Raw genomic sequence first — 16,555 nt, 5'->3', positions numbered from 1 at the left:
TTATACTAACTGTGTAATTATACAATATTATTGAGGAGTTGGCAGAAAAAATTATATTCTGGAAGCATTGCATTTTGCGATACCGCATCCCACCCGGCAGCTAATATGCCCGTGCCTTTTTCCTCTTGAAATATATCCACCCTAATATATCCAGTCTTTTCCCAGATTATTAAGAAACCCAGCGACATTACATGATTTAAGGAAGTCGAAATTAAGAAAAGAATCTTTCATGGAAAAATAAAACTTTTTAGGACACAAATAATTTTTTTTGATCTTATTAATTAATTTTTTTACTGCTTCAAAAAACTCAAGATTAAATTTAACAGGGTCATTAAGCATTTCCTTATCAATAAATTCTCTTTCCGTCCAAACGTTCTGGAATATTTTCTTCGATTTAAATCGCCTGTTCTTTATTCCCCAAACTTCTGCTATAACTCTATAACACTCTATAGGATTTTCTATCTTAATAGCTATAAATCCAGCTATATCATTGTAATACATCGGAGATGGATATTTATTTTCTATGGCCCTTAAAACTATTCTTTCAAGTTCTTTTGGATTTTTTCCGTAATACTTACCACTACTGCGTTTAAAAGAGGCTGCAACTTTTTTAGCCTCCTTATTGCGTAAATTCTGGAATTGTTTCGGACTATGCAAATAAAACGGGATCGTGAAAATTGGGAATATTAAATATTGGGCCATAGCGGTTGCCTTGTAAAAGATATCATTTTCGTCCTTCAATAATCGCAATCTCTTCCGGCGTAAGGCCGTAGAGGGCGTAGACCATTTCGTCGATTTGTTTTTCGAGGGCGCCTGTCTGCGTGCAACGCACAGGCAGAGAGGTGTCGGCGTTAGATAATTCCCCCTTAGAAAAGGGGGATGAAGGGGGTTGTTTTTTGGCGGTGAGGATTTGGTTGACAAGGGTGACTATAGAAACTTTTTGTTTATCGGTGGTTTTAACTACTGGCACTGTTCCGACATACATTGGTTTATATTCCAGAAAGCCGCCTGAACGCACTGCTGCTTGCATGCTGATCCACCATTTGCAAAGCGGTGAATTGAGAACAGCTAAAAGGTAGACGTCATTTGTTGGAATTATAACGGCGGGTGCACTCACGTAACATGCCTCTTCATCAATAGCAAACTTTGGTTCAGTAGCGAGATTACCCCAGGTTATCTTCGGCTGCTCGAATTCCTGATAATAAGCGCATGACCGCAGCTCCCACCAGAATTTCCCCTGATCGTCTCTCTGCTGTAATTTATCTTTCCACTGTGTCAGATGGTCATGAATTGATGGGTAAGTTTCCTTGAAGATTTTTTTTGCTTTGGATTCTGCCTTCTCATCTGACCAGGGCCAGTGATGATTAGAACTGCTTTGGATATTAATAAGATACAGCCCTGCCCATTCAGCCGTCCACTTTTTAATGTCCCGTCCTCTCAGCCACGGCTTGATAAGTTCATTTGATTTCGGATCTTCTTTTATCAGCCTCTTTCGCGTATCTAAATCAATCACGAAGGCTTCATTTAATCCAGTCTTAATTCCATAATAAAATTTCCCATGTACATATTCGCCCAGCGGCATTCCGGCTTTGCGTAGCTTCTCCATCAATGCTATGACCTCAGGTTGTTCAAGATTCCAGCCTTCCGGCCTAAGCGCCAATATCGGCATCTCGAAACCAATTATCCCAATGGTTTCATCAATATGAGCAAGTTGTTCTTCTGTTGTAAATGTTACAGCGAAAGTTTTGTCTTGTTCAGACGGCTTTCGCTTTTCTACGAGTAAAACCGAAGGATAAGTAGTCGCATCAAATATCGGCAAGTCGCAAAAATCTATGACAATTTTTGGCGTTGCTTTGGTAGCCAACAGCGCCCTTGTGTTTTTGCCGTATCCAGCACGCATGAACTTATTCGGCGCGATAAAGCAGAGATGTCCATCGGACTTGAGCACATCCAGCCCCCGATGGTAAAAATAGGTATATATATCTGCCGTACCGCAGAAGAACTCGCCAAATTGCTTTTTTAGCTCCGGTTTCATATCTTTGATAGCTTCGTGCCGCACATACGGCGGGTTTGCTATGACAATATCAAAACCACCCCCCTTAATAAGAGGGGACACAGAGGGGTTAAAGATCTCACTGAAATAAATCTTGAAATCAAAGTGCTTGTCATCATTTGTGATCTCGCGTATGAGGTTATCAATCTCATTTTTAAATTCGGTCTTCTTTTTCGGATTCGTCTCTTCAAAGAATTTGCCTTTAAGGTCTTCAAACTTTAGCAAAGCCTGATGATGGAACATCAGGTTCACACCCAACAGCGAATTGCCACAGACAATTTTATAATCCAGATTCGGCAAGGGCTTTATCTGCTTGATGTCTTCCTCATCTACCATCAGCGACAGCCACAGGCGGAGCTTGGCGATCTCTACCGCGCCCGGATCGATGTCCACGCCGTAGAGTGATTTTTCTATGCACTCGCGTTTGAAATTGTAGGGAGTTCTTTCAGCCCCCCTCTCCCTTGCCCTCTCCCGCCGGGGGAGAGGGGACCCATCTATTTCCCCTCCCTTGATAGGAGGGGAGGAAGGGGAGGGTGATAAATAAGCGCTCAGTATCTGCCTTGTCTTTACAATCTCGCTCATCATGCCCACAGGGAAAGCCCCTGAGCCGATTGCCGGATCGCAGACTTTGATATTGGCAAGCTTTTCGTCAATGAGCACGGCATTCTGACGGATTCTTTCCGGCAGTTTATGATAATAAGTATCCGTCTCTCTTCCCTTGGCGACGACAGTTGCCTCATTCTCGCCCACCTGCTCGCCGTATTTGATGAGGGTTTCAATGTCTTCTCTGGAAGGGACTGGATTCCCGTCTTTGCAGGAATGACAAGAAGATGAGGGGGAATGACAATCAGATAGTTCTGTCGCCAGATAACTGATAAGGCTCTGCCGGCACATATAGTGAACAATTTCGCGCGGTGTGTAGTAGGTGCCTTTGGATTTTCGGTCTTTAACTTCCAGCAGATTTTCAAAAACTTTGCCTAACATCTCAGGGTCAACAGCCACTTCTTTTTCCAGCGGCTCGTCCTCTTTGACAGTAAAATTGTAACGGTCAAAGATGTCCAAAATACCATTGCCCTTATCACCTTCTTTTGTCTTGAAAGAATTAGAGAAAAGTTCATTCGGTAGAATGATATCGGTGTGCACCCAGTCATAATTGTTTATGGGGTCAAAGAGTCCGCCGTTTAAGAAAGGGATTTTGCAGTTGAAGCGGCTGTAATATCCATCATCATGGCTCCGGTCAATGCGAAGCGCCTCGTAAAAAAGAGGCTCTAAAATATCGTTAAAGAAATTGGTGTATGTGCCGTGCCTGCCCTCAAATAGTTCCCTCAAGAAATGTTTAGTGCCGGTTCCCCACTCAGTATCCCTTTTGACTCCAAACCATCCCTTTTTCTGCAAGAAATAGAGAAATACGATTTGCCCCAAAAGTTTCTTTGCAAAGTCAACGGTGTTAACGCCCTTGGCTTCAAAATCTGCCTTGATTTTTTTATCTCCAGAAACAACTTCATCCAGAGTTTCTTTAGTCCGCAGAAAAAGGTCGCGGTATTTTTCAAAGAACTCTTTGGTGACTTTCTCAATATTAAATGTTTCTTCAAGCTCTGCAAGTGTGGGTTTGTGCTCGTCATCAGCAATAATCGGGTAAAGCTTGCTTTGTGCAGTATGACTATTTTCATTCTTGCCGACCAGAAAAGACCATCTGCGTGCAGGGGTAAATTCTTCTTTGACTTTGACCTTGCTGTTTTTCCCTTCTTCAAAGCGGTAGTCCATCTTAACCAGAGAGAACCGCCAGTCCTCTCCATTCGGTGACACAAATGCTGCGAGGGCGGCGTCTTTCATCTCGCCGCCGCGACTGCCGTTTAAGTACCACGCGATAAAATTTCTCTGCATGGTGCGGGCGCGTTCAATGGATGTTTTTTTCTTGAGCTTTACAACAAGGATGTCAATCTTATGATCACCGGCAGAATATTTTCCGATGCGCTCAAGAGTGCTTATATATTGCTCATATGCGTCAGGTATGAGATTGCCTTTGTAAGAAAATGGAGCGTCTTCTATAGAGTTCAGAAGATTTTTTATAAAGCCGGTGAACATGCCCTTATCAAAAGAACTTTCAAAAGTCTCTTTAACAATATCCTGAGCCTGTTGCTTATCCATGTTATTTATTGGGTAGTTTCTTAGTCTTTGAAGGCTGTTGCAGGAAATTGGTTTTAGTAACAACAGATCTGCCGAGTCTCTTCTCAAGCTGTTTTCTGGCATTGCCGGCAATATCCCCTCCGGCTTTGGCATCTGATTTCAATTTACTTATGCCTTGGGAATCTTCCGTGCGGTGAATCTCTGTGGTGGATTTTTCACCAAGCATGTTAAAGATCAGTTCAAAATCATCCATGTGATCCCGCAGGTTTTCACGCTTTAAACCCTTGAGATTCTTATATTCACCCGGCGTTACTCCAAAAGTGGCTTTGGATATCTCAGCAGTCAGAATTTCATAGTCCTTCTCTTCTTTTGCTCCCCGCTCTTTCCATTCATCAGTCAGCTCTTCTCTGATAGCTATTCCGCGCATCCTTTTTTCAATCCAGTCGTCTGGATAGCCCTTGAGTTTATACAGCATTCTTGTTCTTTTGGTGGCAAGTTCAGGATTTTCTATTTCCTGTACTCGTTCATAACCGACTTTTGCTAACCATCTTTTGAAGGGTTCTGCTTTGGGCGAAGGGATAGACTGGATAATACGGAAAACCCCTTCGGTATTGGCACAGTTAATTTTCTGTTGTCCGCCCTCAGTCTTTATAAAAAGGGGGGTGGCAATTTGCCCCCACCCTTTTGAAAGTTCCGGATCGCGTCTCCGCATATCTTTAAGGTATCCATCAGGCTGTAAAGAGTCAGTTAAAGCTGCCACGACATCGACAATAACAAACCACCATTCATCATTATGGAGTGTCTTTCTGATTTTCCTGCCTTTAAACAATGCTATTTTTGTGTCTTCCATATCTATCCTCCTATCAAATACATTGATAATATTACCTCTCTCTTGCTGAAGGATTGAGGATGGCGCTCTGCATAGTGCCCTGAAAGAAAGCGCTCAGGTATCTGCGTTTGAAGAACTGCCAGAACTTTCAATGGGTTCATTATTTCTTTTTTGAGCTCATCCAATGCCTTTAGCGTCTCTTTGGCTGTCTGTTTGGGGATGCCGCCTTCTTCAAGCTGGAGGAAGACCCTTTTAAGAATAAAGCTCCTGCTCATCGGTTAACTGCTTTGTGTTCTTCATTGTTGCCTTGAGGATTCCAAGTATCCGGCCTGCGCTGTCCCTCCCGGCTCTGCCATGTGCTTCCGGCATTCCATCTGTAGTGGCAAAAACAAATGCCCCTTTATTCATATCAAGAAGTTCGTAAAACCTCTCCGGCAGTTTAAGCCTTTTGTTTTCAAACCCGCTTTCAAGGATTGCGGCGGCAGAGATGAAATCAAGTTCCTGTGCGTTTTTAGTATCACCTGCCATGAAGAACTTTTGCAGTTTTCCACGGCGGAAATAGGTTATAAGAGAATCCTGAAATCCCCCCTCGCCCCCCTTTACTAAAGGGGGGATGGGGGGATTTTTGGCTGACCGCGCCTTTTTCGGAAGCTTCTTTATTTTTTCAAAGGTGTCGGGGTCTTTGTCCCTCAAGTCCTTTATTACTTTAAGGTATTTAAGCTCCGAGGTATCGTCTCCATCATCGCCTATGATCGCTTTATTGGATATTAGTCTGTTGAAGAGTTCGTGAGATCCCACTGGTTCGCCTTCTGTCAGGAGCGCCGCATCGCCACCAAGCAGAGTAAGAAATGCGCTTATTTTTGCTTCTGCCGCCTCTTCAAGCTTTATCTGATCATTGGACTGCTTTGTCGGGAAAAAGTTAAAGGTATAAATTTTGTCAAATTCTGTGTCAATCCTATTGATGCGTCCGACCCTCTGCATCATACGCGTCGGGTTCCATGGTATGTCATAATTAATTACCACATTGGACCGATGCAGGTTTACGCCTTCAGAGAGGACTTCGGTTGAAACCAAAATGCGGTAATCATCTTTTGGATGCCGGGCTTTGGCGTCAAAGTTTTCAATCACCTTGTCGCGAACAGCCTCCCCAGAGCCGCCTGAAAAACAGAGACTCTCGCCGGGAAAGCTCTTCTCTATATTTTTGGTAAGATATTCGGCAGTTTCCCTGGATTCGGTAAAGATAATGAGTTTGTTTTGTTTCAGGGTTTGTTTTTTGGAGAGTGCATTCAGAAATGTAAGCAGCTTTGGGTCCCGATCAACTTTCTGCCATAAGGTCTTAACCTGTTTTAGAATTGCAGAATCGCTTTGCAGGTCGTTGATAAACCCATCTGTAAATTCCTTGCTATCGTATTTGTCGGCTTTCCTCTCATCAATTAATTGCTGTATCGCCTGATCATCATCATTTTCTAATAACTCAAAAATTTTGTTAGTATGTTTTTTACTCACATACACATTCCCTTTTTTAAATTCCTTGATAAACATCTCATAAGAATGAATGAAACGGTCGATTGAATTTTTAAAGGCAAAGAAGCTGCTTTCCAGTCTCTTCACAAGAAGGATCCTCATGAATTTGCCCATATTTTCCTGTGCTAATCTGGTGGGTTGGTCAGTTACTCCTTTGTAATATTCAGGCAGCAAAGGAGTATAGCGTGAATATTTAAACTTTTGCACAATAAGTTCTATCGTCTTATTGAATATTTCATCTTCAATATCATTGAGTTCATAAAATAGCGGTTCAGGGTTTTTAACTTCTGGAAATTTAAGGTTCTGATGTTTAAGATCATCAGCAAAATATTTTGTAATCTCTGTTCTTGTGCGCCGCACCATCAGATATTTGAGCACCTTATCCCGGATTTCACGGGCATTCTCCTTTACAACCCTGATGTATTCATGATAATCCTTCTGACGGTCAAGTCCCTTAAGCTTCTTCTCAAGCCTTCCGAAAAATGCCTCAAGGTCTGGCAGATTTGGGATAGTGCTCTTTTTGGATTTCTGAAAGAGCTTAATCTGACTCAGGATGTCTTTAGGAGAGTTGTTGTACGGGGTTGCGGTAACGAGTATTACACGCTTGCTTCTGCATATCTCAGCAAGCATTTCATAGGTGATGTTTGTTTCTGTCCTAAAGCGGTGTGCCTCATCAATGATGATATTGGAATATTTGTCCGTTCCCTTATCCAGTATGTCTTGAAGTTTGCCAATGGATTCAAAGTCAGCCGGTATTCTGAAATCGGAAAAGGCATTGGGCCACGAGCCGGGGTTTGTTTTATCAAGAAGCACAGGCGGTGCAATTACAAGGGTCCTGCCGTCTATCTGTCCAGCAAGAAGCGCGGCGATATATGTTTTGCCAAGTCCTACTACATCGGAGATAAATACGCCTCCATATTCCTCCAGTATTTTTTTGGCGTTAAGTATCGCCTGCTCCTGATACTCTAATCTTTTGAAATTCTGCGGGAGATATTTTGCAAAGACCTCAGCAGAGCTGCTAAGCTCATCTTTGAAATACTCATAGAGACATTTCAGATATAGCTGATATGGAGTAATATTTTGATTGAGCCATGTTTTGCCTTCAATGGTGTCAATGTATTTTTCACTGACATTAACGGCATCTTTCCAGAGATGTTCAAATTTATCTTTTGCAAATTCATAGTCAGAGCGGTTCTTGAGTTCCACATTAAATTCAAGATTATCTATTAAACCAGCCTCAGTAAAATTGCTTGAGCCTGTTATAACTCTGCCGGCGTCCCTGTCGCCTTCAGCAAAGGTCATAATGTAAAGTTTGGCATGTATATTTTGTGACGGGTATGCCCTGATTTCCAATTTGCCGCCACGAATCCATTCAATAAATTTTACAACGCCATCTTCCACCTTCCGGTTGTCGTCGGAATCCTCCATCTCTTTTTCCACCAAACCTTCAATCGCCTGCTTTGTTTCCGAATGAGAGAACTGAAGAGCTTGCTGGTTTTCATGCGATGCAGTTTTTAATAAATCATAGGTCTGCCTGTTTGTGCTTATGCCGATAAGGATCCTGATTTTATCGGTATTTTCTAACGACCTATAAATGGCATGGAAACCGCTTGTATAAAAATAACCGACAAGACAGTCAAAGAGCCTTGTATCTTTGATAAGAACCTCAAACCTTTGTTTAAGGCTCTGCCCGCCTTCGTTGGTTATAAAGGTGAGGTCAAGATTTGTTCTCTGCATAGGGTAAGGTATCAATTATCGCCCGATTTTTCAAGGAGGATGTCTATTGGATATGTTTCTCCCTCATAAAAAAATAACCCCGCCAGAGGCCAGGAGGCTGATCCGACGGGGAGCAGATAACAAACCAGTACGCGCACGTATCTTGTTGTCTCAGGTCTTTGTTGCTTCGGTGTCAGCGTCTCCGGCGGATTGAAGTTCTTCTTTGTGGCCGCAGTCTTTTTTAAGGCAGGCCAGCACCTCTTCTTTTTTGGTCCGCTTCTCAATCAGTATGCCTGCCCCGCATTTGGGGCATTTTTTTGCAACAGGCCTGTACCATGTTGCAAACTTGCATTTTGGATAATTGCCGCAGCTAAAGAACAACTTACCGCGTTTTGTTTTCCTTTCAACAATATCTCCGCCGTCCTCAGGGCATTTAATGCCCGTGCTTAAGGGCTTTGCCGTTTTACATTCAGGATATTTACTGCACGCAAGGAATCTCCCGAACCGCCCTGTTTTAAGCACCATCGGAGAGCCGCACTTTGCGCATTTTTCATTAATCTCAGGCATTCCTGCTTCCGGCTTCTGCCCGTCTCCTTCAGATGTCTGTCCTTCAAGCGGCATTGTCGTCTTACATTCAGGATAGCCCGAACATGCCAGAAACCTTCCGTGCCGGCCCCATTTGATAATCATGGGCTTGCCGCACTTCTCACAGGTTTTATCAGTTGGAATATCCGCAGGCTTTACTCTGCCGGTGCTCTGCATTGCCTCTGTAATGTCTTTGTCAAAGGGCGTATAAAAATCATGCACAACCTTAATCCATTTAAGATCCCCCTCTTCAATCTTGTCAAGATTGTTTTCCATTTTTGCGGTGAAGCCGATGTCCATAAGCTCAGGGAATTTGTCCACAAGCAGGTCATTGACGACCATGCCGAGTTCTGTCGGCATAAACCTGCCCTCGGATTTCTCCACGTACTTCCTGTCCTGTATGGTTGAAAGTATTGTGGCATAGGTGCTCGGCCTTCCAATGCCCTTTGCCTCAAGGTCTTTGACAAGGGTGGCCTCTGTATATTTGGGCGGCGGTTGTGTGAAATGCTGTTTTGGGGAAATCTCCAGCACCTTCAGTGCATCGCCTTCGTTAAGCGAAGGTAGAAGTTCTTCTTCTTCCGCGGTTTCATCCGCACCCTCAATATAAACTGCCATGAAGCCCGGAAACTTGACAATGGTGCCTGTTGCGCGGAATTCAAATTGGGAATTAGGGTTTAGGGATTGGGGGTTAACGGCATCAATAGTAATGGTAGTCTGCTCAAGGAGCGCCGGTATCATCTGGCTTGCAAGGAAACGGTTCCAGATAAGGCTGTAAAGGTTAAAATGATCTTTTGACAGATGTTTTTTTATCCCCTCCGGAGCCCGCAGGATTGATGTAGGTCTTATAGCCTCATGCGCCTCCTGCGCCGTCTTCTTGCTTTTGTAAACAGGCGGTTTTTCAGGGGCGTAATTACTGCCGAATGCCTTGCCTATGTAAGCCTTTGCCTCCTGCTGTGCCTCTGCCGCGACTCTTACCGAGTCTGTCCTCATATATGTTATAAGACCAACCGAACCCTCTTCTCCAAGCTCAATCCCTTCGTAAAGCTGCTGAGCAATAAACATTGTCTTTTTTGCCGGGAAGCGAAGCTTTCTTGCCGCCTCCTGCTGAAGCGTGCTTGTGATAAATGGAGGAGGAGGCGTGCGTTTTTTGCCCTTTTTCTCAATCGTCCTTACTGTAAACGGTCTGCCGCTTAGTGTTTGGAGAATACCGTTTGCTTCCTGCTCATTTTTAATGTCAGCTTTCTGCCCGTTTATCTGAAATAGTTTCGCATGGAAAAAAGGCGGTTCCTTGCCTTCAAGTGTTGCCGTTATGCTCCAGTATTCCACGGAGGTAAATGCGGTTATCTCGCGTTCCCTGTCAACGACAAGCCTTAAGGCGACTGACTGAACCCTGCCTGCGCTCAGCCCCCGCCTTACTTTGCGCCATAAAAGCGGGGAAAGTTTGTAGCCGACGAGCCTGTCAAGAACCCTTCTTGCCTGCTGTGCATCAACGAGATTAAGATCAATCCTCCGTGGATGCTTGATGGCCTCTGTCACTGCCTTTTCAGTTATTTCATTAAAGGTAACCCTGAAAACCTTGCCTGAATCCCCGTTTAACTCCTCTGCTATATGCCATGCAATAGCCTCGCCCTCCCTGTCAGGGTCAGGCGCAAGAAAGACCCTGTCTGATTCTTTTGCCGCCTTTTTCAGCTCTTTTAAAACCTTTTCCTTGCCGCCGATAACCACATATGTAGGCTTAAAGTCTTTTTTAACATCTACGCCTAATTCTTTGGCAGGCAGGTCTTTTACATGACCGACTGATGCTTTAATAGAAAAACCGCTGCCAAGAAATTTGTTAAGGGTCTTTGCCTTTGCAGGCGACTCAACAATTAAAAGTGATTTCACCTGTGATGCTCCTCCTCTGTTTGATTATGATGTCTGTCAGCAATTAGCGGCAAGAAAATTTTTTCCATCCATCTGTCTTACAGCGCCTTTAAGTTCAAGGCTTAACAGTGTAGACAATGCCTCTGACGCAGGGATATTAACTTCTCTTGTGATTGCGTCTATATGCTTTGGCCCCTTGCACAGAATATTATAAACTTTTTTTTCAGCCTCAGTCATATGCGGCGCCGGAGCGGAAATATTCTGCTGTCTTTCTTCTGTCTGCGTTTCTTTAAGAATGCCTTTAATCTGAGGCGCCAGTTCATTAATGATTTCATCGGCGTTCTCAACGAGCTTGGCGCCCTTTTTTATAAGGTCGTTGGTCCCCTTAGAAGTCTTTGATGTTATATTTCCGGGCACGGCAAAGACTTCTCTGCCCTGCTCAAGGGCATACCCTACAGTAATCAGAGAGCCGCTGTCAACACCTGCCTCAATGACAAGCACGCCCAAAGACAGCCCGCTTATTATGCGGTTTCGCTTTGGAAAATTCCCTGTATTGGGCTTAGTCCCAAGCGGGAATTCGCTTATAAGAGCGCCGGACGGCATGAGCGCCCTCATCAGCCCCTTGTTTTCAAGGGGATAAGGCACATCAATGCCTGAGCCGAGCACTGCAAGCGTCCTGCCGCCTGCCATCAGCGCCCCTTTGTGCGATGCGCCGTCTATGCCTCTTGCCATTCCGCTTACAACAGTCAGCCCGTATGCAGCAAGTTTATAACTTATCCTCTCGGCAACCTGAAGCCCGTAGTCTGTCGGAGTCCTTGAGCCGACTATTGCCATGGCGTACTTATCGTCATCTCTAAGATCGCCTTTAACATACAGCAAAAGCGGAGCGTCTGGTATCTGCCTCAGCCGCTCAGGATACAGAGGGTCTTTAAAGGGGAGTATTTTTACATTATTTTTTTTTGCGTAACTAATCTCTTTGTCAACAACATCCCACTGCCTGAAGCCGGCAATGCTTTTTGCCCTATTTTCGCCTATGCCTTCAATTTTTCTCAGCTCGCCAGCCGGCATCTGAAAAATATTCTCAGGGCTTCCAAAGGCAGACAAAAGCCGCCTTGCATAAAAAGGGCCTATGTCAGGCAACAGATTGAGGGCAAGCCAGTATTTAAGGTCAGACATAACAAAAATGTTATTCGTTATTTGTTAATTGTTAATCGTATAACTAATAACCAATAACTAATAACAGTCTTTCAGATTTTTCCTTTTTGAAATTTTCTTGTTTTGAGCCTTAACGCATTAAGCTTTATAAAGCCCTCTGCGTCTTTCTGGTTGTAAACCCGTTCAGCCTCAAATGTGGCAAGCTGAGGCTTGTATAAAGACACCGGAGATTTTCTTCCGGTTACCGTGCAGTTCCCCTTGTAGAGTTTGAGCCTTACGGCGCCTGTAACTCCCTTTTGTGATTTATCAATAAAATTCTGAAGCGCCTCTCTCTCCGGCGAAAACCAGTAGCCGTAATATATAAGCTCCGCATATTTCGGCATCAGTGAATCTCTTAGGTGCATTACCTCCCGGTCCATTGTTATGGACTCAATTGCCCTGTGTGCCGTATGAAGTACGGTCCCGCCCGGAGTTTCATAAACCCCGCGTGATTTTATGCCTACAAATCTGTTTTCAACAATATCAAGCCTGCCGATTCCGTGTCTTCCTGCAATTGAATTAAGGGCTTTAAGCAGGGATGCAGGGGAAAGCCTTTTTCCATTTAGCGATACCGGGTCGCCGTCCTTGTATCCGATCTCCAGATACACAGGCTTTAACAGCGCCTTTTCAGGCGATGCAGTCAGGGTAAACATGTCTTCAGGCGGCTCTGCCCACGGGTCTTCTAAAATCCCGCCCTCATAACTTATATGAAAAAGATTCCGGTCAGTGCTGTAAGGTTTTGCCTTGGTGGCAGTTACGGGGATATAGTGCGCCTTTGCATAATTTATCAGCGACCCCCTTGAATTAAACGACCATTCCCTCCATGGAGCTATGACTTTTATATCAGGTTTAAGCGCATAGTAAGTAAGCTCAAAGCGCGCCTGATCATTACCCTTGCCCGTTGCACCGTGCGCAACTGCATCGGCATTTTCCTTTTTTGCTATTTCAATTTGCGCTTTGGCTATAAGAGGCCTTGCGATTGAAGTGCCCAGAAGATATGCTCCCTCATAAACCGCGCCTGCCCGGAGCATGGGGAATATGTAGTTTTTTGCAAACTCCTCCTTCAAGTCAACCACATAAGCCTTTGAGGCGCCGGTCTTAAGAGCCTTGCTTTTTACTGTTTTTAATTCCTCTTCCTGCCCTAAGTCTGCGCAGAATGCAATAACCTCGCACCCGTAAGTCTCCTTAAGCCACTTTATTGCAACTGATGTATCAAGTCCGCCCGAATAAGCCAAAACAATTTTATTAATCTTCATATTTGTTTTCTCCCTGAATTTTATAAACATATCACAAAGGTTCTAAAAATGTAAAATGCGGGGAAATTTAACAAGGAAGGATTTTATATTTTCCCCGCCCCTCTTGTTGTCATTTGGAGGATAGGAGATATTTTAATAGGAACAGTCATTTTACGGTTAACCCGCTTAACTTATAACAGCCTCTATCAAAACCTTTCTGGCAGGCAATGGTGAAGTCTTCCTTTGCGTTATTAATCGCCCCTGACTCGTAATAAGCTTGCCCGCGATTATAATAAAGGTATGCGTTGTTTGTCTTGTCCTTCCATACTGCGTAATCGTATTTATCTATAGCAATTGTAAAATTATTAATTGCTTTGTTATACTGTCCCATGAGTGCATAAATATTGCCAAGATAAGCATGAGACTCAATCATAAAAAAACTTTGTTTTGATATTTCAAAGTATTTAGTAGCTGCGGTTAGATCGTTTTTATCAAAGTAAGCCACCCCGAGTTGAAAATATCCTCTTGCTTTCCCAGGGCTTTTTCTTATCACATCCTCCCATAACTTTACCTTATCCTGCCATACGGCATTTCTCTGATAAGCGGCGATGGAAAGGGAAAGAACTACAGCAGCAAGCAGTAAGACCGTAATGCGTGATGCGTGATGAGAAAGAAAGGATGAAGGTTGAAGGTTGAAGGATGAAAGATAAGGACTAAAATAAAAAACGGCTGAGACAAAGGCAATTATTAACCCTATGCTTGGCAGATAAACTCTATGCTCAAAAATTACATCCACAATCGGTATAAAGCTTGATTCAACAGACAGGGTTATGAAGAACCAGAAAAGGCCGAAGGCGGTGAGGCGTAAATAGTGAACAGTGAACAGTGAACAGTGAACGGTGAACGGTGAACGACCCCCTTTTATTCCCCCTTTGTCAAAGGGGCCTGCCTGTCCGGTAGGCAGGGATAGAGGCCTATGACTCGGAGCCAACGGCTCATAGAGGGGATTTTTTGAATAATAAAATAGATAAACGGCAAGTCCGAGAATAGACAATAAAAGCAGAAACGACAGGAACACGTTTGGATTTAGAAATGAGTTATATATTGGATAGTCATAGTCAAGGTTTTGGTTCAAAGGGGAAAATAGTAGTCTTATATAAGTGACGATTACCCTTGACTGTGTAAAAAAGTATTCCCACCTTGATATGGTAACAACTTGGACTTTTGTTGTTTCACTAATACTTTCAATCAAATCTTCAGTGCTTTTACTGAAGTCAATAATGCCTAATGGGATGATGAGCAGGGTGAGGAGAAAAGGGATAAGATAGAGAAAACGTAAGGCGTAAAGTGTGAGGCGTGAGGCGTAGCCGCAGGCTTTAGCCTGCGAATTTGGAGAGAAAAAAACAAATTCATAAAGGACAATGATTATAGGGAGGGTGAAGGCAATTTCCTTAGTTTTCATGGCAAGGACAGCAGAAAGGACAGAGCCCAGATACCAGAACACAGATGACAGACTAAAGATTTTTTGCCTTTTGTCTGTGTTCTGTGTTCTGTGCTCTATGTTCTGAGTTCTGAATTTCACATACATCACCAGACTTAGGAGATAAAACATTGTTGCAAGGGATGTAAACCTCTGGACAATGTAAGTGACTGCCTGCGTCTGAATAGGATGAGAGATAAAGATAAGGGCGGAGAAAAGGGCAATTAAGTTTATTGACTGTTGACCGTTAACCGTTGACAGTGAATCCTGCCCCTCTGCCACTTTGTCCCTTTGTCCCTTTGCCACTCTAAAGAATGTCAGCAGCACAAGCCAGTACACAAGCAGTGCGTTTATGATATGGATTGAGAGGTTGACGATATGATAACCTGTGACATCAAGACCGTGCAGTCTATAATTTAGTGCAAAAGCGAGATAGCCTATAAAGCGGTTTTTAAAAGTGTTGTACAAGGGAAATTCTTTTGCCTTTGAAGGTTCTGCAAAATATTGAAGGTCTTTGATAATAGGATTTTCTACAATGTTGAATGCGTCATCAAAATAAAATGGAGCATTAAGGGTATTGGAGTAAGCAAGCAGACCGATAACAGCAATCAGTATGAGATGAAAGATTGGGTTAAACGGAAATGCTGTCTTAATGTTAACCGCTTGTGAATCTGATTGCATTCTTTCCCTCATTTTTTAATTTGTATATCCTAGCTTGTCAGCTATGCGAAAATGCTCTTCAGCTTTATCAATGAGACCTTTTTTGCGGTATTCAACCCCTAAATAATAATGTGCTTTTGCAAAATCAGGTTTTAGAGTTAAAGAATTTTCAAGGTGCTTTATTGCATTATCAGTTAAACCTTTTAAACTGTATGAAATACCCATATTGTAATGTGCTTCTGAAGAATCAGGATTTAATTTTAGCGCAATCTGATAGGATTCTATGGCTTTATCTATCAGTCCTTGAGAGTGATAAATAATGCCGAGATTAATATAAGGCTCTGCGAAATCAGGGTTTAGTTTTAATGCAATCTCATAGTGTTCAATTGAGTTGCTTATTAAACCCATAGAATCATAAGCAGTCCCAATATTATTATGTATTATATGCGGAGATTCCGGATTTAGTCTTAATGCAGTCTGATAGTATTCTATGGCTTTAGCAAAAGCGCCTTGAGTGTAATAACTAAGACCAAGGTTAATGTAAGAATCAGGGAATTCCGGTTTTAATTGAGAGGCAAATAAAAAACATTTTATAGCTTTGTCTGTTAAGCCTTGTGATAGATAAGCCAAGCCCAGATTGAGATACCCGCCCTCTTTATTTGGACTCTTCCTTACAACATCTTCCCATAAACTTATGTCACTTTTCCATATAGTATTTCGTTCATAAGCGGCGATGGAGAACACAATAACAGCAGTAGTAAGTAGCAAGTAGCAAGTAGTAAGGGAAAGACGGGAGGAGTGATGAGAGGGGGAAGATGAAGGTTGAGGGTTGAAGGTTGAAGGTTGAAAAATGAGGGATGAAAGATAAGGAATGAAATAAAAGGCGACGCTGACAAAGGCGATTATTAACCCTATGCTTGGCAGATACAGCCTGTGTTCAAATATTACATCTTTTAGAGGAATAATAGATGATTCAATAGAGAGGGTTATAAAAAACCAGAAAAGGCCGAAGGCGGTGAGGCGTAAGAGGTAAGGTGTAAGACGTAAAACGTGAGGAGTAAGGCGTTCAGCGTAGCCGCAGAGCCTGCCCCGTACTTGATACGGGGCTTCAGCCTGCGTATCCGGGGTTTGTTGTTTGGTTTTTGAACAATAAAACAGATAAACCCCGAGCCCAAAAACAAACAATAAAAACATAAACGATAAAAATACATTCGGCTCAAAAAATGAATGATATACCGGATAGTCATAATCAAGGTTCTGGTTTATTGGTAAAAACAAGAGCCTTAAGT

The 16,555-nt window shown here is 43.1% G+C and carries 8 protein-coding genes and 1 pseudogene; all 9 read right to left on the bottom strand.

What is annotated here, in order from left to right; all coding sequences use genetic code 11:
• Positions 1–141: 141 nt before the first annotated feature.
• Positions 142–741 (bottom strand): hypothetical protein, encoded by a 600-nt coding sequence (locus HZA10_00770; GenBank protein ID MBI5194835.1) that lies wholly within the window; start codon positions 739–741, stop codon positions 142–144.
• Entirely contained in the window at positions 725–4,201 is a 3,477-nt protein-coding gene (locus tag HZA10_00765) for an Eco57I restriction-modification methylase domain-containing protein (protein MBI5194834.1), read from the bottom strand. The genes HZA10_00770 and HZA10_00765 overlap by 17 nt, the downstream gene beginning before the upstream one ends.
• 1 nt (position 4,202) lies before the next feature.
• Positions 4,203–5,030 carry a Bro-N domain-containing protein gene (locus HZA10_00760; protein ID MBI5194833.1) on the bottom strand — a complete coding sequence of 276 codons (828 nt, stop codon included), beginning with the start codon at positions 5,028–5,030 and terminating at the stop codon, positions 4,203–4,205.
• A 2-nt stretch (positions 5,031–5,032) separates the two neighbouring features.
• A pseudogene (locus HZA10_00755) lies at positions 5,033–8,270 on the bottom strand (helicase).
• Between the two features lie 150 nt (positions 8,271–8,420).
• Positions 8,421–10,718 (bottom strand): type I DNA topoisomerase, encoded by a 2,298-nt coding sequence (gene topA, locus HZA10_00750; protein ID MBI5194832.1) that lies wholly within the window; start codon positions 10,716–10,718, stop codon positions 8,421–8,423.
• A 36-nt stretch (positions 10,719–10,754) separates the two neighbouring features.
• Positions 10,755–11,873, bottom strand: coding sequence for a DNA-protecting protein DprA (dprA, locus tag HZA10_00745; protein MBI5194831.1), 1,119 nt, complete (start codon positions 11,871–11,873; stop codon positions 10,755–10,757).
• Positions 11,874–11,944: 71 nt separating this feature from the next.
• Positions 11,945–13,147 carry an argininosuccinate synthase gene (locus tag HZA10_00740; protein ID MBI5194830.1) on the bottom strand — a complete coding sequence of 401 codons (1,203 nt, stop codon included), beginning with the start codon at positions 13,145–13,147 and terminating at the stop codon, positions 11,945–11,947.
• Positions 13,148–13,292: 145 nt separating this feature from the next.
• Positions 13,293–15,287, bottom strand: a complete 1,995-nt coding sequence (locus HZA10_00735; GenBank protein MBI5194829.1) for a tetratricopeptide repeat protein — start codon at positions 15,285–15,287, stop codon at positions 13,293–13,295.
• Between the two features lie 15 nt (positions 15,288–15,302).
• Positions 15,303–16,555 (bottom strand): tetratricopeptide repeat protein (locus tag HZA10_00730; GenBank protein ID MBI5194828.1); only part of this gene is annotated, 1,253 nt, incomplete at its 5' end.

The organism is Nitrospirota bacterium, from assembly GCA_016212185.1.
Classification (GTDB): domain Bacteria; phylum Nitrospirota; class Thermodesulfovibrionia; order UBA6902; family DSMQ01; genus JACRGX01.
This window is presented reverse-complemented; position numbering and strand designations above follow the sequence as displayed.

Coding starts and splice junctions, on each gene's coding strand:
- HZA10_00765 (MBI5194834.1), bottom strand. CDS start 4,201: ATGGATAAGCAACAGGCTCAGGATATTGTTAAAGAGACTTTTGAAAGT.
- HZA10_00760 (MBI5194833.1), bottom strand. CDS start 5,030: ATGGAAGACACAAAAATAGCATTGTTTAAAGGCAGGAAAATCAGAAAG.
- dprA (MBI5194831.1), bottom strand. CDS start 11,873: ATGTCTGACCTTAAATACTGGCTTGCCCTCAATCTGTTGCCTGACATA.
- HZA10_00740 (MBI5194830.1), bottom strand. CDS start 13,147: ATGAAGATTAATAAAATTGTTTTGGCTTATTCGGGCGGACTTGATACA.
- HZA10_00735 (MBI5194829.1), bottom strand. CDS start 15,287: ATGCAATCAGATTCACAAGCGGTTAACATTAAGACAGCATTTCCGTTT.